Origin of the sequence: Vibrio tapetis subsp. tapetis (assembly GCF_900233005.1) — a bacterium.
In the GTDB taxonomy this organism is placed as follows: domain Bacteria; phylum Pseudomonadota; class Gammaproteobacteria; order Enterobacterales; family Vibrionaceae; genus Vibrio; species Vibrio tapetis.
On sequence record NZ_LT960612.1, the window covers coordinates 1,360,798 to 1,383,352 of the forward strand.

Annotated in this window: 29 protein-coding genes and 1 pseudogene; 26 read left to right on the top strand and 4 right to left on the bottom strand. The window is 42.7% G+C overall.

Annotated elements, in window-relative coordinates; genetic code table 11:
- Nucleotides 1–55: 55 nt before the first annotated feature.
- From VTAP4600_RS23110 to hchA, 10 genes and pseudogenes are all read left to right on the top strand, one after another.
- Nucleotides 56–1,720, top strand: coding sequence for a cell division protein FtsZ (locus VTAP4600_RS23110; RefSeq protein ID WP_102525063.1), 1,665 nt, complete (start codon nt 56–58; stop codon nt 1,718–1,720).
- 170 nt (nt 1,721–1,890) lie between these two features.
- Nucleotides 1,891–2,043, top strand: coding sequence for a hypothetical protein (locus VTAP4600_RS23115; RefSeq protein WP_197708677.1), 153 nt, complete (start codon nt 1,891–1,893; stop codon nt 2,041–2,043).
- 76 nt (nt 2,044–2,119) lie between these two features.
- The gene (gene tnpA, locus VTAP4600_RS23120; protein WP_102523388.1) at nt 2,120–2,437 is read left to right on the top strand and encodes an IS66 family insertion sequence element accessory protein TnpA; all 318 of its coding nucleotides are present in this window, start codon (nt 2,120–2,122) and stop codon (nt 2,435–2,437) included.
- Nucleotides 2,434–2,787 carry an IS66 family insertion sequence element accessory protein TnpB gene (tnpB, locus tag VTAP4600_RS23125; protein ID WP_102525064.1) on the top strand — a complete coding sequence of 118 codons (354 nt, stop codon included), beginning with the start codon at nt 2,434–2,436 and terminating at the stop codon, nt 2,785–2,787. Before tnpA ends, tnpB begins: the two co-directional genes overlap by 4 nt.
- A gap of 59 nt (nt 2,788–2,846) precedes the next feature.
- Nucleotides 2,847–4,148, top strand: a pseudogene (gene tnpC / locus VTAP4600_RS23130) (IS66 family transposase); the annotation flags it as partial.
- A gap of 598 nt (nt 4,149–4,746) precedes the next feature.
- Nucleotides 4,747–5,094: a phytanoyl-CoA dioxygenase family protein gene (locus tag VTAP4600_RS23140; protein WP_197708678.1), complete on the top strand. Its 348-nt coding sequence runs from the start codon at nt 4,747–4,749 to the stop codon at nt 5,092–5,094.
- A 594-nt stretch (nt 5,095–5,688) separates the two neighbouring features.
- A complete protein-coding gene (locus VTAP4600_RS23145; protein ID WP_231897941.1) occupies nt 5,689–6,129 on the top strand; it encodes a DUF5675 family protein in 441 nt (146 codons plus the stop codon).
- Nucleotides 6,126–6,620 (top strand): hypothetical protein, encoded by a 495-nt coding sequence (locus tag VTAP4600_RS23150; protein ID WP_145958609.1) that lies wholly within the window; start codon nt 6,126–6,128, stop codon nt 6,618–6,620. Before VTAP4600_RS23145 ends, VTAP4600_RS23150 begins: the two co-directional genes overlap by 4 nt.
- Nucleotides 6,621–6,867: 247 nt before the next feature.
- Complete coding sequence (locus VTAP4600_RS23155) at nt 6,868–7,197, top strand: DHCW motif cupin fold protein (RefSeq protein WP_102525067.1); 330 nt, start codon at nt 6,868–6,870, stop codon at nt 7,195–7,197.
- Nucleotides 7,198–7,412: 215 nt separating this feature from the next.
- On the top strand, nt 7,413–8,264 hold the full coding sequence (gene hchA / locus VTAP4600_RS23160; RefSeq protein ID WP_102525068.1) for a glyoxalase III HchA: 852 nt from the start codon (nt 7,413–7,415) through the stop codon (nt 8,262–8,264).
- Nucleotides 8,265–8,352: 88 nt separating this feature from the next.
- On the opposite strand, the gene VTAP4600_RS23165 is transcribed toward hchA, so the two are convergent.
- Nucleotides 8,353–9,312 carry a transposase gene (locus tag VTAP4600_RS23165; RefSeq protein ID WP_172443213.1) on the bottom strand — a complete coding sequence of 320 codons (960 nt, stop codon included), beginning with the start codon at nt 9,310–9,312 and terminating at the stop codon, nt 8,353–8,355.
- Between the two features lie 237 nt (nt 9,313–9,549).
- Here VTAP4600_RS23165 and VTAP4600_RS23170 point away from each other — a divergent pair, with 237 nt between their 5' ends.
- The 14 genes from VTAP4600_RS23170 to VTAP4600_RS23235 all read left to right on the top strand — a co-directional run bounded on the left by VTAP4600_RS23170 (nt 9,550) and on the right by VTAP4600_RS23235 (nt 16,716).
- Complete coding sequence (locus VTAP4600_RS23170; protein ID WP_102525069.1) at nt 9,550–9,981, top strand: GNAT family N-acetyltransferase; 432 nt, start codon at nt 9,550–9,552, stop codon at nt 9,979–9,981.
- 224 nt (nt 9,982–10,205) lie between these two features.
- A complete protein-coding gene (locus VTAP4600_RS23175; protein ID WP_102525070.1) occupies nt 10,206–10,682 on the top strand; it encodes a GNAT family N-acetyltransferase in 477 nt (158 codons plus the stop codon).
- A 25-nt stretch (nt 10,683–10,707) separates the two neighbouring features.
- Nucleotides 10,708–11,031, top strand: coding sequence for a DUF6506 family protein (locus VTAP4600_RS23180; protein WP_102525071.1), 324 nt, complete (start codon nt 10,708–10,710; stop codon nt 11,029–11,031).
- A gap of 41 nt (nt 11,032–11,072) precedes the next feature.
- Nucleotides 11,073–11,540 (top strand): OsmC family protein, encoded by a 468-nt coding sequence (locus VTAP4600_RS23185; RefSeq protein WP_102525072.1) that lies wholly within the window; start codon nt 11,073–11,075, stop codon nt 11,538–11,540.
- An 82-nt stretch (nt 11,541–11,622) separates the two neighbouring features.
- Nucleotides 11,623–12,084, top strand: a complete 462-nt coding sequence (locus VTAP4600_RS23190) for a nucleotide triphosphate diphosphatase NUDT15 (RefSeq protein ID WP_102525073.1) — start codon at nt 11,623–11,625, stop codon at nt 12,082–12,084.
- Nucleotides 12,085–12,092: 8 nt separating this feature from the next.
- Nucleotides 12,093–12,674 carry a MepB family protein gene (locus VTAP4600_RS23195; RefSeq protein WP_197708679.1) on the top strand — a complete coding sequence of 194 codons (582 nt, stop codon included), beginning with the start codon at nt 12,093–12,095 and terminating at the stop codon, nt 12,672–12,674.
- A gap of 70 nt (nt 12,675–12,744) precedes the next feature.
- Nucleotides 12,745–13,275 carry a GNAT family N-acetyltransferase gene (locus VTAP4600_RS23200; RefSeq protein ID WP_102525074.1) on the top strand — a complete coding sequence of 177 codons (531 nt, stop codon included), beginning with the start codon at nt 12,745–12,747 and terminating at the stop codon, nt 13,273–13,275.
- Nucleotides 13,276–13,336: 61 nt separating this feature from the next.
- Complete coding sequence (locus VTAP4600_RS23205; RefSeq protein WP_102525075.1) at nt 13,337–13,954, top strand: HAD family hydrolase; 618 nt, start codon at nt 13,337–13,339, stop codon at nt 13,952–13,954.
- A 138-nt stretch (nt 13,955–14,092) separates the two neighbouring features.
- On the top strand, nt 14,093–14,500 hold the full coding sequence (locus VTAP4600_RS23210; RefSeq protein ID WP_102525076.1) for a GNAT family N-acetyltransferase: 408 nt from the start codon (nt 14,093–14,095) through the stop codon (nt 14,498–14,500).
- Nucleotides 14,501–14,535: 35 nt separating this feature from the next.
- Nucleotides 14,536–14,931, top strand: coding sequence for a DUF3465 domain-containing protein (locus VTAP4600_RS23215; RefSeq protein ID WP_102525513.1), 396 nt, complete (start codon nt 14,536–14,538; stop codon nt 14,929–14,931).
- An 82-nt stretch (nt 14,932–15,013) separates the two neighbouring features.
- Nucleotides 15,014–15,229: a TIGR02450 family Trp-rich protein gene (locus tag VTAP4600_RS23220; RefSeq protein WP_102525077.1), complete on the top strand. Its 216-nt coding sequence runs from the start codon at nt 15,014–15,016 to the stop codon at nt 15,227–15,229.
- 72 nt (nt 15,230–15,301) lie between these two features.
- Nucleotides 15,302–15,817 (top strand): GNAT family N-acetyltransferase, encoded by a 516-nt coding sequence (locus tag VTAP4600_RS23225; protein ID WP_102525078.1) that lies wholly within the window; start codon nt 15,302–15,304, stop codon nt 15,815–15,817.
- 207 nt (nt 15,818–16,024) lie between these two features.
- Nucleotides 16,025–16,357, top strand: a complete 333-nt coding sequence (locus VTAP4600_RS23230) for a YnfA family protein (protein ID WP_102525514.1) — start codon at nt 16,025–16,027, stop codon at nt 16,355–16,357.
- Between the two features lie 62 nt (nt 16,358–16,419).
- Nucleotides 16,420–16,716 carry a Dabb family protein gene (locus VTAP4600_RS23235; protein ID WP_102525079.1) on the top strand — a complete coding sequence of 99 codons (297 nt, stop codon included), beginning with the start codon at nt 16,420–16,422 and terminating at the stop codon, nt 16,714–16,716.
- A 103-nt stretch (nt 16,717–16,819) separates the two neighbouring features.
- On the opposite strand, the gene VTAP4600_RS23240 is transcribed toward VTAP4600_RS23235, so the two are convergent.
- Together VTAP4600_RS23240 and VTAP4600_RS23245 are read right to left on the bottom strand one after the other, a co-directional pair.
- Nucleotides 16,820–18,514, bottom strand: coding sequence for an alkaline phosphatase family protein (locus tag VTAP4600_RS23240; protein WP_102525080.1), 1,695 nt, complete (start codon nt 18,512–18,514; stop codon nt 16,820–16,822).
- Between the two features lie 9 nt (nt 18,515–18,523).
- Nucleotides 18,524–19,270 carry a formylglycine-generating enzyme family protein gene (locus VTAP4600_RS23245; RefSeq protein WP_231898012.1) on the bottom strand — a complete coding sequence of 249 codons (747 nt, stop codon included), beginning with the start codon at nt 19,268–19,270 and terminating at the stop codon, nt 18,524–18,526.
- A gap of 226 nt (nt 19,271–19,496) precedes the next feature.
- Between VTAP4600_RS23245 and VTAP4600_RS23250 the strand changes: the two genes are divergently transcribed.
- Nucleotides 19,497–20,819, top strand: coding sequence for an anaerobic sulfatase maturase (locus tag VTAP4600_RS23250; RefSeq protein ID WP_102525082.1), 1,323 nt, complete (start codon nt 19,497–19,499; stop codon nt 20,817–20,819).
- Nucleotides 20,820–20,915: 96 nt separating this feature from the next.
- Nucleotides 20,916–21,959 carry a tetratricopeptide repeat protein gene (locus VTAP4600_RS23255; RefSeq protein ID WP_102525083.1) on the top strand — a complete coding sequence of 348 codons (1,044 nt, stop codon included), beginning with the start codon at nt 20,916–20,918 and terminating at the stop codon, nt 21,957–21,959.
- Here the strand turns inward: VTAP4600_RS23255 and VTAP4600_RS23260 are convergent.
- Nucleotides 21,956–22,513 carry a DUF4136 domain-containing protein gene (locus tag VTAP4600_RS23260; RefSeq protein ID WP_145958610.1) on the bottom strand — a complete coding sequence of 186 codons (558 nt, stop codon included), beginning with the start codon at nt 22,511–22,513 and terminating at the stop codon, nt 21,956–21,958. The two genes, VTAP4600_RS23255 and VTAP4600_RS23260, sit on opposite strands and share 4 nt — an antisense overlap.
- Nucleotides 22,514–22,555 lie beyond the last annotated feature (42 nt).

A 22,555-nucleotide genomic window follows, 5' to 3' on the forward strand; every position in this document is an offset into this window, starting at 1 on the left:
ATGGCTGGCGTTATAATCACCCTTTAAATTAACTCTTAACGTAGTGAGAAGTGAAATGTTTGAACCTATGATGGAAATGGATGAATTATTAGGAACAATTGTAGGTGTCGGTAGTGTTGGCTGTAAAATTGTTAATAATATGAAATACGTCAATAGCCAGGATACTTTAGGTGTAATTGATAAGCTTTATGTTCATACCTCATCAGAAGTATTAAATCGCTATTCAAATATTAAGCATGACTTAATACTGTTGGATGAACATATTCATTTTATGGAAAAAATTATAAGGGATAAGCTTTCAGGTAAAGACGTTGTTTTTCTGGTTGCAGGTTTGGGAGGGGAAACTGGAAGCCTAGTACCTCAACATATAGCAAGAATTGCTAAGGAACTTGGTATTTTATGTGTTGGGTTATTTTCATTTCCATTTTCATTTGAAGGTAGAAGTAAAAAATTAAAGTCACAACAAGCATATTTGTCTTTATCCAAATATACAGATTCCTTGTTATGTATAGAGAATGATAGGTTTTTAGATTCAAATTTAAAGACAAATTCTTTAAATGGTATTGATGACTTATTTCAAGACGCCAACAATCATTTTTATGCAGTAATAAAAGGATTGGTTAATTTAATATCTCGCCCAGGAATGATTAATGTGGATTTTTCGGATGTTAGACAAATCTTAACTAAAATGGGACTAAGTACAGTTGGCTACTCACTTCAAGAAGGGGAGAAAAGAGCAGAAGTAGCTGTTGCAAAATTATTAGATTCACCTGCGTTACAACATTATGAATTATCTAAAGCTAAAGCTAAAGGTTACCTAATTAATATAACGGCTGGTTTAGATATGCGTCTAGATGAGTTTGAAGCTGTAGGAAATGCAGTCAAAAATTTTGCTTCTGATTCAGCAACGGTGGTTATCGGTACATCATTAGATCCTAATGTGCTAGATGCAATAGAAGTAACAATAATATTAACGGGTTTACCAGAGCTACCGATAGATAAAAATATTGAAAGTGATGGTTTTGATGTGGTTAAGCTCTTCAAATCTATTACTTTTGAAGCTCATCAAGCAAGTGCCGGTTTAGCTATACTTTCTTATTTTAATGATTTTCTTCATCAGAAATTTTCTGGGATAGAAGCAAAGGTAAGTATCGAACAGAGTGATAATATGGTTTGTTTACTTGTTGAAACCCCATCAGGCGATGTTGAAAAAATAGAGAAATCATTACATGAATTTGGTTTGGTTATTGTAGGGGATAAAAAACCGACCGATGTATTAGAATCTAAATTGGACATCGAAAGGTTACAAATGAAATTAGAAATGGCAGCTATGGAATTAAGACAAAATGAAAGACTTTTGTTGCTATACCAATGTGAGAATGATAATTATAAATCTAGAGTTGGCACGTTAGAAGAACAAATGATAGAGCTTCAACGATCAATATGTAACAGTTTAACTAAATCACAAAATCATCTTTCATCTCAGCTTTCCACATATGAGGATTTACCTCAAAGTTTATTAACCTTATTAGAAGTTAACGCTACAGAAAATATTTCAGTAATTGCGAGTGAAAAAATTGAAGAGGAAGTTAGGTGTCATATTACAGACAGCCACAAAGCATTAAGTTTAAAGGAATTTGCAAATAATACCTTGTATGGGGTTGCTGGTAATTCTCTATATTCATTAATTATTTCTGTATTGGCTACTTTACCCAAATAGGTTAGGACACTTATAATCAATGCATAACACGATTTGCTACATTTAGCATTCTAGGTTTCTTTGAGTTACTAACGGGACACACACGGAATAGATCCCCGAAAAGATTGGTCGAGATTGGTGACTCAAAACGAAAAATCTTAGTCTTAGCGACTGAGCAAAAGAATATGGAAATGAAAAATGGAAAGCTGTTTTCAATAGGCAACCATACTATTGAAACTCTAGTACAGATGTTGCATCTTAAAAACTCAGGCTATGAATTTGAGATATCGACGCCTAGTGGTAAGCCTGCACTATTTGGTGTGTGTCCCTGCAATGCATGGTAAGCGCCTCATAAACCCCACATTCTAATCGCCAAGCACGAATATTAAGATCAAGTCTCTAACCAAAAGGAGATTTGAAATGGCAAAGCGACGCTCTAACCAGGAATGGCAGGCTCTTTTTCAACAGTATGAAAGCAGCAATATGACTCAACGCGTTTTCTGCGAGCAGCACGGACTGAGTTTATCCACGTTCTTCGCAAAACGCCGTCAGCTTCAAACGGTAGCCCAATCAGCAACCGTCGGATTTGTGAGAGCTGAAGTCGTCGAAAAGACAACGAAGTATCAGGCTCAAATTGCAACGGCCAACATGACACTTCTCGTCAATGATGTTGAGCTGAATATTCCTCAAGGCACGCCTGCGGCCTATCTGGCAGAGCTTATCGGTGCGCTATCATGAAACGTATGCTGAGCGCTCCTGAGATTTACCTCTATCGTGAAAGCGTCGATTTTAGAAAGTCCATCAACGGCCTCGCGGCGATTATCGAAAGTGACACCGATTTGCCTTTGGGGAGTGGCGCACTGTTCTTGTTTACCAACAAACAGCGCGACAAAATCAAAGTATTGTATTGGGATAAAACAGGCTTCGCCCTTTGGTATAAACGACTCGAAAAAGCCAAGTACAAGTGGCCTACAAAAGAGAAAAATGAAGTGTTTACCCTGACGCAATTCGAGCTTGATAGACTGCTTTCTGGCTTCACGATTATCGGCCATAAACCCGTTCGAATAAACGATTTCACAATGACTTAAGCGATAATAAAGCCTTATCCACCAAGCGTTAACGACATGATTTTAGTATAATAAATGTCATGAAAAAAACGCCAGATATCAATCCAGAAAGTCAAAGTGTTGCCGAGCTACAAGCGATGGTGAAAGCACTGATGTCAGAGAAAAGCGAGTGGAAACAAGAGCGCCAATCGCTACTTGAGCAACTCAAACTTGCCTTCGACCGCCAATTCGCGAAACGTTCGGAGGCGTTAAAGCCTTACGATGAATCTCAAGGTGACCTCTTCAACGAAGTGGAATGTGAAGCCGCTAAAGAAGAAGAGGTTGAGGTGACGACCACTACCACAACGAAGAAACGTGGTAAACGTAAGCCACTTCCAAAGACCTTACCTCGTGAGATTATCGAACTCGATTTAGACGACCATGAAAAGCAATGCGCTTGCTGCAAGCAGAGCCTGCATAAAATCGGTGAAGACCGCAGTGAAAAGCTGGAGTTCTCACCAGCGGTACTCAAAGTGCTGGAATATGTTCGTCCTAAGTATGCTTGCCGCCAGTGCGAGCAAACAGAGGACAATAACCGCATCGTTCAAAAGCCAGCGCCGCAAAGCATTATCTCTAAGAGCTTCGCGACAGAAAGCTTGCTTGCCAATATCATCCTTGGCAAATACCAATACGCAATGCCGCTGTATCGGCAAGAGTCGCTGTTTACCCAATCGGGTATCGAACTATCACGAACCACCATGGCAAGGTGGATTATCCAAGTCAGTGAGAAGTTCGTACCGCTGTATGCTGCCCTGAAAAGGCACCTACTAGAACAAGTGGTGGTTCAGGCGGATGAAACGCCGCTCAATGTGCTCAAGGAAGATAAACAGTGTTACATGTGGCTCTACTGCTCGGGCGCAGACTCGCCAGATGCCGCACTCCCCAATATGAAAAACATCGCCTTGTACGACTATCAAAACAGTCGCGCGAGGGCGTGCCCTGCTGCCTTTTTAGGGGATTATAGTGGTTATCTGCAAACCGATGGCTATGGTGCCTATGACGGTCTTCACCACGTGACCAATGTCGGCTGCTTGGCGCATGCACGGCGTAAGTTCATGGATGCTAAGAAGCTTCAAGGAAAAGGCAAGTCAGGCAAAGCGGATAAAGCACTGGCTAAAATCCAGAAGCTCTATGGAATAGAATCACGCTTGAAAGGCATCTCTGCCGAAAAACGAAAAGCAGAACGGCAGATATACGCCAAACCAATACTGGATGAGTTTTACGAATGGATGACAACTCAGAAAGTGATAGGCTCTAGCCCGCTGGGTAAAGCAATAAAATATACGCTTGGCCAATGGCCGAAGCTCATCCGCTATATCGATGACGGTCATTTATCTATCGACGGAATCTTAACGGGACACACGCGAAATATCTTGGTATTTAAGTAGACACGGTAGTTATCTCTGGAAAGGTGTTCTAGACCTGAAAGGCTAAGTTTACGTTTAGTAGAAACCTGCGTTATAAAGACTGTTATGTGGTTGGAGAAAATTATGATTCCATCAGCGGTTCTTGTTCATGTCCCAGATGTAGAAAAAGGGCTTGAATTGAGCTACTAACGGGACACACACCAAATATTTTGGTGAGAGTGTCGAAAGGAGTCATGATTGCAGGGCTTGAAATCATCACGCGAACATTTCAGTGGCGATTGGAATCAACTCCCCTTTATGCTTGTTAACTTGGAGCTCTGTGAATAAGTGTACGCTTAAGCAACTAAGAGTTAGCACATTGTTTAAGGCAAGTAATTGTTAAATAGGCTTTAGGTTAGTGGAGTAATTAGGCTAGTGCCATTTGGAAATAATACTTCAAGTCGTTATAAACTCATTTAGCGGGAACCAAAGCTTTTCTCTAAATATAAATTATAAATTAATAATTTTAGGCCATTCGATAAAGGCTGTAGGTTGGACGCTCTTTATTTAACATCATAGGGCAGGAAGCTAATCAATGGAAAAGAGTAAAGGATTGACGAGAGAGCAAATCAAGCGTTTTCACCGAGATGGCTATTTAGGGCGATTACCGAGGTTCGTAAATGTCGAATTAATTCAAGATGTTTTAATGGAGGTTAGGGAGATAGCTCAAAGCCCAGAGCCTCATCCCCTGTATGGTCGTTATTCTGTCCGGGATTGGCATTTAGTATCGACGGAAATTAAAGAGTTGATCACAGATTCAGCTTTGATCCCACAGCTACAGTCTTTAATTGGAGGCGATTTAGCTCTTTGGCGCTCAAAAATTTTTCACAAGAAATCTGGAGAAAACGGTACAGGTTGGCACCAAGAGTGGGGGGGATTTTGATGGTGAAGAAATTGGCAATAATAAGCCTAGTTTAAGGCCCAAACAAGAAAGGCGGGATCGTTGGTGGAATTTAACTGTTTGGGTCGCTCTTACTGATGTTGAGCTTGATTGCGCCCTACTACTAACGGGACACACTCGAAATATTTTGGCTAAGCAGTATCAACAGGACACACACGAAATATATTGGTTAAGTGCACGTAGACTTCCGATTTTTGGTGTGTGTCCTCGTTGATTCTAGTTATTGTGTACTTTTTGAAGCCCCATCATGTTTTGGCAAGTTACTAACGGGACACTCACGAAATAACACTCCTAAAAGAAAGTTACTATTAGAGATAGGAATCAGTAGTTCATCAGCTTTAGTTCTGCTATTTGGTGTGTGTCCGTGTTAGGCCCTCAATTTGCTAGCTGTAGTGAGGGGGAATTAGAATGGTCAGACCCTGTATATGCTTTTTATATCAGTTAACTAAAACTGGTGTAAAAAACAGAATAATCAATTTCATTTAAGTTAGCGATGCCTCTATTAACAATGAAGCGAATCTGCTGTAATAGCACTGTTCTGTTAACTTCATTGATTTGATGGCAAGGACAAGAGCAATGAAAAAACTAGATGAAGTTAAATTAAATCTAAACCGTACAAAACAAATGGGAGAGACGACGTTAGGCAAGTTGACTATTGAAGGAGTAAGTAAAAGTTGGTTTGTACTGGAACCCGCAGGACCAGACTCTATAACCGAGAATTCTGACAAAAGAATCAAAGCAGGCTCATATCGTTTATTACCTTATAGCTCACCGAAGTATCCCAACGTATATGAATTACAAAATGTGCCAGGTAGGACATTCATTCTTATCCATGCTGGAAATTATCACAAAGACACTCTTGGCTGTCTAATGCCTGGTAAAATATGGGGGAGTGTTGCCAAATCTCAATATTATGTTGGTAATAGTAAGTCTGCTTTGAAAGAAATATTTTCTGAAATTGTAAACTATAAAAAAATCACCATAGTTATATCCAATCAACTGGAGGAGCAACAATGATAAGGATTCTAATAATTCTTACGATGTCTGTTTTTTGTTCGCTGCAAGTGTATGCTAAAACCCCAGAAACCAATATTTTGCATAATTGGATGATAGAAAATTATCAGTCTATAGAATCAAATCTTGAAAAAAAAGAAGCTTCGGAAATAGTTCCTACACTTTTTTCTTTGGTGGAGATTTGGAAGCGTAGAGACGGAGCTATTTCTGGAGACGTTTCGCCCTTGTTGTTGGTTGCGTTAAAAGCTGAGCCTCACAATACTTTACTTTTGCTCTCTCAAACTCCAGAGTCTTTTAACAAATGGTTGAATGAGTTGGAAGGCATGGTGTTCACAGATCATACCGGCGATGAGAGAGGGCAATTAGAAAAGCTAAGACGTGATGTATTAGCAACACTGAAAACTTATTCTAGACAACAGCCAGATAAATTGACATTGATGGCTGACGCACTGATTGAAAGGTTAGAAGTGATAAGAGTGAGAGTGATAGATTAAGAAAATGCTAAATAGCGAATTGGTCTTTCGACCTTCGCAGTCAATTCTGAACAATTAAGAGTATAAAAATAAAACAATAACAGAGCCCACATGAATATTTTGGCTAAGTGGACGTAGACTTCCGATTTCTGGTGTGTCCAAATTGAGTAGTGGTGAGTGTTTCAATGTGCCTCACTAATTCTGTGGGGCACATTTTATTGCAGGTGCTATGCGTTAGTAGCGAAGTAAAATTATGGAGGAAATTAATATGGATATTGAAAATCTACCTTTCGGAATTACAGACTGGAGTGAAGTTGAGGTTACCGAGCATACTGGTGAAACGGGTATGGCATATTGGCGAACTAAGAAATTTGGCCAGATTCGAGTCCGTATGGTTGAGTATTCGGAAAACTATCTCGCAGATCATTGGTGTTCGAAAGGGCATATATTGCTTTGTCTGTCGGGGGAATTAACTACCGAGTTAGAGGATGGTCGAGAATTCGTTCTAAAACCCGGCATGAGTTATCAAGTTGCTGACAACGCAGAGGCTCATCGTTCGTCTACGATAATCGGCGCTAAGTTGTTTGTTGTAGACTAAGTTTCGGATTATGACATCTAAGTCTGCTATTTCGAATAATTAACGTAAACGTAATTAACGGGACACACACGAAATATTGTGGTCAGGAGGACGTAGATTTCCAACTTTTGGTGTGTGTCCGTGTTGGAAGTGAAAGGCGGATAGTCGATGATCAAACATTGTCATCTACTTTGGACTAATATCTAGCTATCAACACATTGAATGGATGCGGAATTATGTTAAGGAATTTGTTGGGGCTAGCTCCAAAGCTTGAGTTGGATGGTTCATATTCTCCGTCAAAGGTAGCTTTGAAGCTAGCGACAGCTGAAAAGACAGATTACCAAGAAATTGTATACAGCCCTGTCGGTGGCTCAAAGCGAAAAATCTTAGTCTTAGCGACTGAGCAAAAGAATATGGAAATGAAAAATGGAAAGCTGTTTTCAACAGGCAATCATCCTGTGGAAACGTTAGTACCCATGTTACATCTCAAAAATGCTGGCTATGAGTTTGAGGTATCGACGCCTAGCGGTAAGCCTGCCATCCTCGAGATGTGGGCATTTCCCAAGAAAGATGAGTCTGTAAACTCTATTTATACAGAATATAAAGAACAGTTTGAAAATCCAATAAATCTGAATGATTTGGTTACCAATGGGCTGAACACGGAAGATTATGCAGCGGTGTTTGTTCCCGGCGGGCATGGTGCAATGTTAGGTCTACCTGATGATCAACTTGTAGGTACTGTTCTAAATTGGGCGCATAACAACGGTGTTTTTACCATTTCCATTTGTCATGGTCCTGCTGCTTTGTTATCTACCCACACGAGTGGCTCTGAGTTTTTATATCGGGGTTATAAGATGGCGGTTTTTCCAGATTCAGTAGATGCTCAAACCCCTATAATTGGCTACTTGCCGGGTAAGATGCCTTGGGGGCTAAGTGAGAGGCTAAAAGGGCTTGGCGTTGTGTTGGCGAATAGTAAAGCTGATAAGACTGTGTGTCGCGACCGTTTGTTAATTACCGGTGCAAGTCCTTTAGCAGCGAATGCTTTAGGAAAGTTAGCTGTAGAAACATTAACGTCAGCACGTACATAACGGCGAAACAATGAGTTCATGTGCTATTTGGTGTGTTCCGTTTTAGTGGGTTCTAGCGGCGGGTTTTTAGCTGAAGCAGAGATGCCATCTATTCGAGTTGATAACAATGAATCCGTGATTTATTGAGGGCAACTTTGGCGTTTTGAATGTTGCAAGGTGCGCCTATAGCCGTAGAGCGTTTTCTCTCGAGTGTGGTACATACCTCTAACCAACTTTTTTGGTTGAAGTTAAGTCTTTCAATAATGGGGGGTAAGCTATCAGAGATGGATGTTTTACCTTCTCTAAATTGTCTTGCAGTCCAGTCTACTAATTCAATGTAATCCATTAGCCTAAAGGGGATCCCGTCTAACCGTTTGTTGGTTGGGTTGCCAATGAATGGGTGCAAACAAGGCGCGGTTTCCTGATTGTCATTTAGCGCCTTCAGTCTTGCGTTTATTGAGGTGAAATCTGATTTCTCAGGGGACTTAGCGATGCCAGCACGAATGGGATTAAGGTCTACATATGCCATCGCAGCGGCTAGGGCTTTTTCATCAAGTAGCGCCTGGCTTTTGAAGCGACTTTCCCAAAAATGGCCAGAGCACTGGTCTTCCTGATTTGCTTTACAGGCGATATCGTAATTGAGTTCTTTCATGAACCAACTTAATGACCAAAGCCTCTCTCGCCATACTTCAATGATTTCTAAACATTTATCTTCTTCGGCTTGGCTCTTTAACTCTTTTTGTAGCCAACGCTGAATCAGTACCGGCAGCTTATGTTCATGGCTCCAGCGCTCAATGACTTGATCAACGGATAACCTAAGAGCCTTGTCACGGTTGATGTGTAATACAAGGTGGTAGTGATTGCTCATCACAGCGTACGCGCACACATCAATACAATAAGTGTGTGTAAGTGATTGAATTTTGTGTTCAATCCATTCCCTGCGGTGCTCGTAGCTCTTTTTAGTCGTGATATCTTTGCCACATAGAAAGCTTTGTCTCACGCACCTTGAAACACAGTGATAGTAGGGTGTTGCGTCAACGCAGATGAGCTGTTTTCTTGCCGTCGTCATGAGTTATTCCAACTAGTTTTTTAATAAGATAGCAATTGTGCTAGTTAGAGAAAGTTGGGTGTAAAAAATTGGAGTACTGCCGACGTAAAGTAAGCCATATGGTCATACTATTTGGTGTGTGTCCCTGTAATGAAGGGCTCAATGATTACGGGGAAGTATGGACAATTTATACCTCTAAGGGCTAAAATACTTGCACGCGGCTGCACATGAATTTCAGTCAACTTTAGAGAAAATACAATGATTGTAGAAAATGTGCTTCCTGAAAATTATGCCGAAATGCTTATTGTTTGGGAAAATTCAGTCCGAGCAACTCATGACTTCATTACAGAAGAAGATATTGCGTTTTTTAAACCAATTATCATCGAACAGGCTTTTCCTGCTGTTACGTTGAGGTGCATAAAAAATGATAGCGGCTCAATTGTAGGTTTCGTAGGGATCCATGATTCAAAAGTTGAAATGCTCTTCATCTTAAACGAAGCAAGAGGACAAGGCATTGGTAAACACTTACTGCAGTACGCAATAGAGCAGCTAGGTGTAACCAAAGTAGACGTCAATGAACAAAACCCACAGGCTGTTGGTTTCTACCAGAATATGGGTTTTACAGTCGCTTCGCGTTCGCCCCTAGATGATATGGGTAAACCCTTTCCAATTCTGCACATGACATTATAAAGCTCGGTTTGTCGTAACCCCGTTTGCTAGAAGAAACGCCCAAGGCTAATAACTTTGGGCGTTTCCGTATCCGAAGAAGCAGATTACATAACAAACAACAACTTAAATAGATGTACATTGACTTAAGGCGAGGTAACATTCAGAGCCACGGGCGGTGTTTATTGTTCACACGCCAGCGACTTTTGGATTTAGAAATTAACTCATGATGGATCAAGGAGGATTCAATGAAAGTAAGACACGCTGCAATTCAAGACTCAAAAACGCTGTTAAGTTTTATTGAACTCAAGGCAGAGTTTGATCGCAACATGAAAGGGTTTCAGGGCGAAATCACCACCAATATTGAAAAGATCGAACGTACTTTGTTTGGTCAATCCCCATTTGCCCACGCGTTACTTTTAGAGTCCGACAATAAAGCGATTGGCTTTGCACTCTATCATTTTCGATACTCTTCGTTTTCTGGAGAAGCGTCGATTTGGCTCGATGATCTTTTGGTTCTTGGGCAAGAAAGATCAAAAGGTTGTGGCGCTGTGTTAATGAAGGCACTCATGGCGCAGGCCCAACACACTTCAGCTTCTCATATCTCTTGGACGGCGAGCCCACTGAACGTTCGAGTTCATGATTTTTACAAAACAATCGGTGCAAAAATTGATCGTATGGATGGCGAACGTCCGTATTTTCGATGGGAAACGCAAACGGTTTAGCGGCTTCAACAGAGGGACATTGATTATGATTAAACGTTATGGATTTATTGTAAAGGCCGAGCACTACCAGCATCCCAGAGACAACACCGAAATGAATACGTTGGGCTTTTCAACACAAGTGGTGGGTGTTTGCAGTGATGAGCAAGCCATCGTAGCGGCGAAAAGCTTGATTGAACAAGAGGTTCAAGTGATTGAATTGTGTGGCGGGTTTGGTGTTGAAAGCGCTGAAAAGATCATTGCGGAATTAAACAGCCCAATCCCGATCGGTTATGTTACTTTCAATCAACAAGAACAAAGAAAACTGACCGAAGTGGTTAGCGAAATAGGCGACAACATTAATAAAGCTTAACGTGCATAGTTGTCATTACACCATAGAATAAGGAGAAAAGGATGTCTGAATATACGGCCACTATTCGTTGGTCTCGAGGTAACGATGAGATCTTTAGTGACAATCAATACAGTCGCGGCCATACGTGGGAGTTTGATGGAGGGGTGACCGTACCGGCTTCCTCTTCCCCTAGTGTTGTTCCATTGCCTTATTCAGTCGAGGCGAATGTTGATCCTGAAGAAGCCTTTATTGCATCGTTATCAAGTTGTCATATGTTGGTGTTTTTGTCGATTGCAGCAAAACGCCGATACATCATCGATAGCTACACAGACGATGCCGTGGGGATCATGGAAGAAGACAGCCGAGGCAAAACGTCGGTAACAAAGGTGACCTTGAGGCCGAATGTTGTATTTTCTGGCGAGCATATTCCCACCACCAAACAACTTGAAAAAATGCATCATCTGTCTCACGAAAACTGTTTTATCGCGAATTCAGTGAAAACAGAGGTAGTCACTGAAATTATTGCCTAATTAAGTTGGCAGTTTTGAGTGTTCTCTGAAGGTACGATTGATAATATCATGTTGTTTTAATAGGGTTTTTTAGAGGTATCGCGTGAGTAATAAGGTAAGAGTAGGTGTGGCAACGGTCATCGTTCGAGACGGTCACATATTGTTAGGTGAGCGTATGGGATCTCACGGGGCAAACACGTGGGCGACACCGGGCGGGCACCTAGAATTGGGTGAGAGCATTGAACAATGCGCTCGTCGTGAAGCTTTTGAAGAGACCGGGCTCGTTGTGGAAAAGGTGACGAAGATCGGCTTTACCAATGACATCTTTGAAAACGAACAAAAACATTACGTGACGCTATTTGTATTAGGGGAATGTGACGATGGAGAGCCGAAAGTCACGGAACCCGATAAATGCAAACAATGGAAATGGTGTGCGTTGGACGCACTGCCTAGTCCGTTATTCTTGCCTTTGGTTAACTTAATTAAAGAAAACCCTTCGCTGGGTATTAACTTCAATGGTGGGGCATTCGCCGATCATAAAGTGAACCATAAAAACGGGTCATAAGGATAATTGTGAAAGGAACTGACTACAGCGCTGCGATCATGACTTGGTTAAACCAAGAGTTTGTCGCAAACGGATATGAGTTAACCACGCCTGTCGGACTTGATCTTGTTCCCGAGAGCGCAAAGTATCACGCGGTGAATTTTTCTCTCAACCATCAGAGAATTTCGTATCGTAGAGGCAAGGTCACGGAGGATAGGCCGGGTGCGTTTTTAGCCATATGGCAACGCCCGTCATTACCGTCTCTAGAGACAAAGCCCATTCCTCTTGAGCAATCGGATCTCGATTTTCTGGTTGTTGAGGTTCAAAGCCACGTGAGCCTTTCGCCTCAAAGCGATATTGAACCAACACAGGGCTTGTTCGTTTTTCCTGTTGATGTGCTGGTGGCAAAAGGCATTGTCTCTTCCAGTAAGCGCAAAGGGAAAACGGGCATTCGAGTGTTCCCGCCTTGGAGCGCAGATAGAGGCCTAGATGGGACGAAGGTGTTTTCTGAATCAGGTAAACGAACCCAACGTTGGCAGTTGCCTTATTTTGTGGCGAGAGACAAAGCGGGAAAGCTTGATCAAAGTAAGTTACGCCAACTTTTAAGCTAAGTTCGATTTAGCATTATCATCAGTGGCTCTCGAAAATAGGTAATTCGTTTGTGGGTGAGGAAATACAAGAATGCAAAGAAATATAGCGATTCGCGAAGCAAAATCTAACGAACTCGATGCGATTTACCGCTTGGTGACGAGCAATGACGAATGGACTCAATTTAACGGGCCTTACTTTCCCTACACCACGCCATCGCTAGAGATATTTTCTAATACGACATTTCCACGTTTACGCGATGGTACTGATATTCAGCTGATTACCGTTAATGATAAACCAGTGGGAACGGTGAGTTTTTATTGGGAGTGTGAGTCTACCCGATGGCTCGAAATGGGCGTCATTATCTACGATGCTGATTTTTGGGGACAAGGACTGGCATCTGAAGCCTTGCCGTTATGGATTGATCACTTGTTTTCTCGATTGGAAATTGAACGAGTGGGGGTAACCACTTGGTCTGGAAACCCGCGCATGATGGCGTGCGCAGAAAAACTCGGGTTTAAGCAAGAAGCTCGGTTGCGTAAGGTGCGTTACCATCAAGGCAAATATTACGATTCGGTGAAATACGGAATGCTACGCTGTGAATGGCAAAACAGGCAAGGTTAAATTGGACGTCAGTCATTCGTTTAGATGAACTCATTAAAACGCAGAAAGGAGAACGGCAGATATGGGTACCAAGAGTGTGAAAAACGTCGTCTTTGATATAGGAAACGTGATGGTGCGCTGGGCGCCGATGGAAATCACCAAGCTCACTTTTGGTGAAGAACGGTATTCCGACGAGTTAGCTGCGTCGATATTTCAAAGTGACATTTGGCTCGATCTAAACAAAGGATTGCTAACCGAGTCGGAAGCGAAACAACAATATCAGCAACACCTAGCGTTAACTGAACTTGAGTGCGAAAAGCTGTTCTATTACGTCAAGCAAAGCCAAATATTGATTTACGGCTCTGTAGAATTGCTTAAGCGAGTAAAACGAGCGGGTTATCAAGTCTTTGCTTTAACTGATAACGTGACTGAAATTGTCGCCTATTTGCAATCAACGTACTCATTCTGGCCATTGTTTGATGGCTCTACTGTGTCTGCTGATTTGGGCTTGTTGAAACCCCAACCGGAGATCTATCAAGCTTTGGTAGAGCAACAGCAAATAAAGGCCGACGAAACCGTATTTATCGATGATATGCCGAATAACGTTGCCGGTGCCCAAGCGCAAGGCATGTTCGCAATACAGTTTGAAAGTTCAGCTCAGTGTGAACAAGCGCTGTTTGCGCTCGGATTAACATTTTGATGGCTCACTAGCGTATTCATCTGATAACACTAAAGGCCCGTGTTCGGGAGAAGTCGGCGAGAGATAACTTGCTAATCATCATGGATTCAATCTTAGAAATCGAACAATAAACATCGATTTTTGCAACGGATAGCAAATATGGACGTTTTAGTACAAATCAGCAAAGAAATAGACGAAGTAGAAGTGATTCGCTTATACCGAGCCAACGAGTGGTCATCTGCGGAAATTCCAGAGAAATTGATACCTGCGCTATTAAACTCAGACACGTTAGTCACCGCGCGAAAAGGAGGCAAACTTATCGGAATAGGTAATGCAATCTCTGATGGTTGTTTAGTTGTTTACTACCCGCACCTACTTGTGGACCCTAATTTCCAAGGTTTAGGGGTTGGCCGCAAGATGATGGAGCTGATGCAAAGTAAGTATAAAAACTTTCATCAACAAATGCTTACTGCCGACGGTGAATCCGTCGAGTTTTACAGAGCATTAGGCTTTGAACGAGCAGGGAAAACAGAACCCATGTGGGTCTACGCAGGCAACGATCACTAGTGGTCAACATACACATAACAGAGGATATAAGGTACATGAAACGATTTATAGCTTTATTGGTGGCTGTATTCAGCATTATTTCTTTTAGTGCACAGGCGAGTGATCACCAGCTTAAGCAAGCATTTGAAAATCAACAAAGCGACCTTCAGGTTCAAGGGCAGGGGAAAGTGGTTCGTATTTTACCTGACGACAACAAAGGCTCGAGACATCAGAAATTTCTACTAAAGCTCAATAATCAGCAAACACTACTGGTTGCCCATAATATTGATTTAGCGCCAAGAGTATCGAATTTAAATGTTGGCGATACGGTTCAATTTTATGGTGAGTATGAATGGAATAAGAAAGGCGGCGTGATCCACTGGACTCATAGGGATCCAGGAAACAGATATGCTCATGGTTGGTTAAAACATCAGGGCCGTTTGTACGAATAAATGTGACTTAGCGTTGATCTTATTCGTTACCTTTTTCGTTTATATAGGGACAAGCACTGTATTTAATGTGAAAGGAACCAAGATGAATAGAATTAACCCAGCGAAGTTGCTCAATAGCAAATGGACGGCGATTACACCGACGAATCGTGAAAAACACTTTTTGATATCAAAAATGACGTTTGATGAAGACGGCTTGGTCACATCCTGTTTGTTAGAAGCCGTCCTGTCGAAAAACACTTATTCGATAGACTGGCGCGATCTGAAAAATGAAAGGCAGTGGTCACAGGGCTGGAAATAGTGGCTTTGTTCGGAAGTCGTTCTACGACTATTGCTAGACACGTGTTTCTGTTGCTCTTTATTGGAGACTGAGATGAAAACCGTATTTGAAAGCACGCGATTGAAGGTAAAGCAGGCATTAGCCGATGGCTCTGTGTATGAAAACGAACCCTTATTAGAGCGAATTTGCGAAATTTTGACGCCTTCAGTGGTCGAAAATTTACCGCCTTATTTTCACAACATCCATTCCAAGGCGCAAGCACAGCAGTGGTTAAAGCAAATGTTGACGGAAAGCCGTTTGTTTGTTGTTGAGTTGAGGTCTAGCGAGGTAATTGGTTTCGTTTTTGCGTATGTAGAGAGCAACGATGATGTTCATATTGGGTATTTACTGGCCGAAGAATGCTGGGGTCAGGGGTTCGCTAGTGAATTGTTGAGTGCTTTTATCGAGCACAGCACGCAAAACGAATCTTGGAACAAACTCATTGGTGGCGTTGACCCTCAGAATGTTGCCTCTGCTCGCCTACTCAAAAAGCTCGGTTTTGTTGAACGGTTGGAAGAGGGGAACGAAGCGATCTTTTTTGAATATCACTTCGCTAACACGTCAGCTTAAAGCTCTAATGGCATAGCCAGTTCTGTTTACTGCTGTCTTAAATCGTTAATGGTTCAAAGTGAGCCTGTTATCGAAACCGGTAATAGCAATGATTTACCATTCGGAAGTACCGTGGATAGAATGACGTTGGGTTTAATGTAATAATCAGGCTGCCGATTTTTGCTCAATGTAAGGCAGAAACGATTCGGTTTAATGATTGGAGTCAACGTGTTAGAACTGAAAACGATAGGGTTGTTTTTTATAACGGCCATAGCTGAGATTGTAGGATGTTACTTGCCTTATCTCTGGTTAAAACAAGGCCACTCTGCGTGGTTACTTGTGCCTGCGGCTTTTGCATTAGGGTTATTTGCTTGGCTGCTTTCTCTTCATCCTGCTGCTGCAGGTCGAGTGTATGCCGCGTATGGCGGAGTATATATCTTTGTCGCGATTTTATGGTTATGGCTGGTGGATGGCATCAAACCAACTCATTGGGATCTTCTTGGTGTGTCGGTCGCTATGCTCGGTATGGCCATCATTATGTTCGCACCTCGCGCGGGTTAGTAATTCGCATGAGGTTTATGTAACGTGTTAATTAACAATACTTATTTTTAGAACGGTATAATATGATCAGACACATTTTATTCATCACCTTTAAAGCTTCAGCAACCCAAGATGAAATCGAACAGCTTAAAGCGAGTTTTGAATCTATGCCAAGCAAGATTAACGGTGTCGATTCGGTAGAGTGGGGAGAGAACGACAGCCCTGAAGGAAAAAACAAGGGCTATACCCATGCTGTTGTGATGACCTTCGCCGACGAAGCGGGAAGAACTCGCTACCTACCGCACCCGGAGCACGATAAGTTAAAATCGCTGTTCAGGCCGATACTTGAAGATATCGTTGTGTTTGATTACTCACTTTGATCATCGGCTCGATAGTAAACGTTAAAGAATAGCGGTACTCGCCTGATCCTGAGGCAAGTACCGACTCGCTGCTGTGGTATAGCATGCCAGCTATAATCAGCGCTTATTTGTCCTTCATTGTAACTTCTGTAAGTACTTCGCCAATCGCGCCGCTAGGTTGGGTGATCCCTAGAATATTGGATAACGTTGGTGCGATGTCATAGGGCGTGATTTGTCGATCTATTTTCTGATTTTCTATGCCATAACCTGCAAAAATCACCGGTACATGGGTATCGTAACGCCATGGTGAACCATGAGTTGACGCGATAGTTAATCCATCCATATCGTTAATGTAGCTTCGTGGATTAAAGACCACATACACGTCGCCGGAACGGGCAGGGTGATAGTTATTCTTGATCAAGGTCGATAGGTGAGAATCAGGCAGTTGGTTGTTGGCCACGTCACTGCTGGTTACTGTTTGATAAACACCATCAATTTTAGCCACTTCGTCAGCTACGGCTTTCTGTACGTTTGCAAGAGACACCCCTTTGTCTTTGATGACTTGGTGATTAAGGTAAATGTACGGCTGCGCGAACAAGCGAATGGCGTTTTCACCAAGGCCGAATTCACTTTCTAGACGCTGTAATACCCCTTTTGATAGCAATGTATCTTTATTAAAGTACTGCGCATTTTTGAATCCGAGCGTGTTAGCAACAGCGGCAGACTCAGGGACACCATGATCGGCAGACAAAACAATCAGTGTGTTTTCAAGCCCAACCTGTTCATCAACGTTGTGCAATAATTTGGCGATACTTTGATCCAAACGAATTAAGTTATCTTCGGTTTCCAAACTGTTCGACCCGAACATATGCACGACGTAATCGTTAGACGAAAAGCTGACTGCCAAAAAGTCAGTGGTTCCGTTTTTCCCCAATTGTTCTTGTTCTAACAGATGGGAAGCAAAATCCTCTGTGATTTCGTCTCCCGCAGGGCTTAAGGTCAGCATCGTTCCGTAATAGGGGTACGATTTAGGGCCATAAGGGTGGGGGAAGGTACGTTTGAATCCCGCTAAATCGACTTTGTGTCCGTCCCCTTTTTCTTCCAGTGTGTATTTATCGCATGGTAGAGATAAGTGCCAACCCTTTCCTGAATACTGGTCGACGAAGTCACTTTGATTCCATTGAGTTACCCATTCTGGATACGATGAATAGTAGTAGTCGCTGGTGATAAATTGCGATTGCGACTTAGAGAACCAAAATGCTTTGCCAGTTTGTCCTGCAAGAGAGATAGCGCCTCTGTCTTTAATCGATACTGAAAAGACTTTGGCCGCCCCATTGGTTGCTGCGGTGAGCTCGTCTGAGAACGTTGAACTTAAAATAGGTAATGGTGAGCGGCCATCTTTTTGTGCCGCTTTTTGGGTTGGGTCAATTTCGGTTGATTTGTCCACACCCGCCCCAACGGTCAAACTGTGATAATTGGGGTCTTCAACGTTATAGACCAAACGTTCTTGAACTCGGTCGTACCATACGTTACCCACCATTCCGTGCACGCTAGGCGGCGCGCCAGTCGCGAGAGAAACATGACCCACTATGGTTTCGGTATTGCCATGCTGGTAGTGGGCGTTGGAATACACCGTACCTTGTTCCATTAAGTATCGAAAACCGTTATCGGAGAAGTTGTGTTGGTATCGATTGAGTAAATCTCCGCGCAGCCCATCAACCGTAATTTGTAACACCAAGTCGGGTTGCTTTAGGTTTGCTGAAACGGGTAAGGCGCAGGTAACGGCCAAAAAAAGCGTTGCGAGTTTCAATGTGGTCATGATAATTCCTTATTTGATGTCGCGTACTAATCGAAGACCCATATCGGACATGATGATGGACTGGCTCGCAAAATCTCGGCGATAGTTCTCTGACTCGTCTGCATCGTAAGCAAAACTACCGCCTCGTACTGACTTATGGGATAGGTTGATATCACTGTCTTTGGCATTGTTGGGATTATCCGTTGGTCCAAATCGATAATAAGTATCTTCAAAAGCATCGATGACAAACTCGCCTACGTTCCCCGTCATATCGAACAGCCCTAGCTCGTTAGGTTGTTTTTGGCCGACAGGGTGCGCTTGGTTACTGGCGTTGTTACTGTACCAAGCAACGTCTTCAATGTTGTTTGATCCACTGTAGAGGTAGCCTTGACTTAGATTCCCGCCTTTAGCCGCAAATTCCCACTCTGCTTCGGTTGGCAGGCGGTAGGATTGCCCCGTTAGTTGGTTAAGCTGTTCAATGAAGTAGTTAGCTTGTTGCCAGCTCAAGTTATTCACTGGAATATCATCACCTTGAAAATAGCTCAGAGAGTGCCCCATGACTTGGTTGAAAATATCCTGAGTGACTTCAAATTTGGATACGTAAAAACCATCAACCGTAACGGTGCGTGCTGGTTGCTCAGCTTTTGTCGCGGAGGTGGAGTCAGATCCCATGACGAATACGCCACCTTCAACCAATACCATGTCTTTCTCGATCTGGTTTGTTAGTGGGTGAGATGGAGTCGTCGCACAGCCGTTGAGGAGCAACGCGATTGTCATAGAGCTGATGGCAACAAAACGTCGTTTGGTAAACGTTCTTGTTCTCGCTGGATTGATATGAGGTGTAGAGACATCGGAATTGTGCATAACTGGCCTTGAGGTCTATTTCAATTGCGTCCAGTGTACCGAGTAAGGCTATTCCTATTGGTTATAATGGGTATAACAAGCCTATTCAGGCAAGGCCGATTATTATGGCCTTCTCGAAACGAAATAGGTTGATTACGTCATGCATATTACTCAAGGTCCTCAATACAATGGCAAAGCGTCCAAACGCCTTCACGTGATGGCGAAACCCATTGGCGCGGCATGTAATATTGATTGTACTTACTGCTATTACCTGAGTAAGCAAGATCTTCTGGAGTACAAAAAAGGCTGCTCCCCACGCATGGATGACGAAACGCTAGAAACCTACATTCGCCAGTATATTGAAGGGCAAAAGACCCCTGAGATCATCTTTTCTTGGCAAGGTGGCGAGCCGACTATGCTGGGCTTGGATTATTTCGAAAAAATTGTCGAACTACAAAAGAAGTATCAGCCCGATGGCATTGTGATTTCTAACGATTTACAAACCAATGGCACGTTACTAAACGACAAATGGTGTGAGTTTTTAGCGCACAATGGTTTCTTGGTTGGATTGAGTATTGATGGGCCGGAATTGCTCCACAACACCTACCGAACCAACAAAGCGGGTAAAGGCACGTTTAAGCAGGTGATGGGGGCGGTTGATCTGCTGCACAAACATCAAGTGAAATTTGCCACGTTAACTTGTGTTAATAACCTCACCAGCCAGAACCCTCTTGAGGTCTATCGATTTTTAAGAGATGTGGTTAAGTCTCCGCAAATGCAGTTCATTCCGATTGTTGAGCAGAAAACCTTTCGCACCACTGCGCCACAAAAATGGCATGTGAATGACCAACCGAAACAAGGTGATAAAAGATTGATTCCGGGGCACAAAGACTCGGTGGTTGAATCTTGGTGTGTGTCTGATCAAGCGTGGGGTAATTTCTTGATTGCCGTTTTTGATGAGTGGGCAAAAAATGACATTGGTAACGTGTTCGTGCAGTACTTTGAAGCCAGCTTGGAAACATGGCTAGGACGAGAAAACCCGTTGTGCACGTTAAATAAGATGTGTGGTAAAGGTCTTGCCATGGAGCCGAATGGTGATGTATACACCTGCGATCATTACGTTTACCCAGAATACAAAGTTGGCAATATCAATGTAACCAACATTGATGAAATGGCCTACAGCAAAACACAACAAAGCTTTGGTTTTGCCAAATCAAGAACGTTAACAACCCAATGTCAGCAGTGTGAATATCAATTTGCTTGTCATGGTGAGTGTCCAAAAAACAGGTTTATTCGTACCTCTTCTGGTGAGCCAGGTTTGAACTACTTATGTGCAGGGTGGAAGAAGTTTTTCACTCATGTAGATAAATCGTTAGCTTACATATTAAGAGCGACAGGGCACCCAGTGCAGCATGGGAAATTCAGTGATGAAGCCATGCGTAAAATCCAAAATAAGCGACCTATTTTCGAAACCAAATTTTAACACGCACATAGGCCTGACATTTTCGTTTCTGGTATTTTTGCTGAGAATTGATGAGCTGATAATCGACAATTCTCATTCCTGATTTTGGAGTTAACCATGAAAACATCTACCGCTTCAGTCGTTGCGGCTGTCGTTATTGCAGCATCGGCTTCGTCGCCGCTTTATGCCAATGAGGTCAGCAATACTGGCTCTGCCGGACAAAGCACAAGTAATGTTGCCATTAACAGCCCACAGGCGGCGCCTAAGTCGTCGGCAGAATGGTCTTACATTGCTCAAGATATGAATAAACCAGAACATGAGCGAGTTGTAGCGCTAGAGGCGCTGTCTAGTTCGCCAAGTCAAAATGCGTTAGTGGCGGTCGCTCGTGGTTTAAAAGACCCGTCGGCTCGAATACGTGAAGCGGCAATTGTTGCTGCTAAACCCTACCAATTGGAGCATCGCTGGCGCTTAGTTGCTCCCTTATTGGCCGATGAAGATCATACCGTGCGTATTACCGCTGCCGCGAATTTAGTGAGAGACTATTCTTCATTAGATCAGGCAAAGCAAAGTGATAGTAAAAGTGCGTTGCTTGAATTGGAATCGTACTTAAAGGCTCAACCTGACCAATCATCCCATCTGTTTTTAGCGGATGTCTACCGTTGGCAAAAACAGTGGGATAAGGCGAGTGAGTTGTACCATCAAGTGCTATCTGAAGATCAAAAAAATGTTCAGGCTTGGTTAAATCTTGCTGATAATTACCGTGGGCAAGGGAAGGATAAACAAGCAATTAACGTGTTAAATCAAGCCATGATGGTTGCGCCTTCTAACGCGACTTTGCATTATTCTAAGTCATTGGCGTTGGTTAGGCTTGAAGACAAAGAACAGGCAGCCAAAGAGATTCAAATTGCCGCCGATATGGCGGTAGATAACAGCTATTACTGGTATTTAAATGGCGTTTTACAAGAAAATGTTGATGTCGATATATCCACGGCTTCGTTTGAAAAAGCGTATAAAATATCCGGTGATCCGGTTCAACTCTATGCCGTCTGTGATATGTATATTCGATATGACAACGGTAAAGCGGCCCAGTGTTTAGAAGAGCTGACTAAAATCGCGCCGCCAACGGTTATCAAGCAATTGGAAGCTAAACGTCCAAGTTAATGACGTTTAGGAACGCGATTGAGCAACATAGTCATGAGCTTGGTTGAGCGGCTTTCAATGTCGGCATGATTGCTATCAGGATCATAGCCTCCTTGGGCTAGAACCTTCCATTGAGGTGTATTCGATTGCCCTCGGAAAAATGCTATGTAAATTGTTCCTTTTTCGTCGGCTTTTTTGTTGTCTACACCGTAACTGTTTATGCCCGTATCGAGTTGGGTACGAGAAAAAAGAGTCTGATCGCTGAGTTCGGACTCTCTTGCAATACCAAACGCCACTTTCATTCCCGAAGATTGATCATCGACAAAGTGATAGCCTTTACTGGTAAGCTCAGCTTCGATAGCTTTTTGATAAGTAGATAGAATCTTTCGTTCAAGCTCGTCATCTCCGATAAAAGCTTTGCCTGATTTCTTGTGCCAAGAAAAGGTTTGGCCTCCATTAAAAAATGAGTCTTGCCCGACGACAATGATCCCAAAAGAAGGAAGTGTGGGTTCGATCGTTGTTTGTGTGCAGCCTGAAAGAAATATTGAAGATAAAGCTAGAGCTAAAAATTTCATTGTACCGCCCAGTTCCACAAGAATCGAATTGAAGGAGAACTA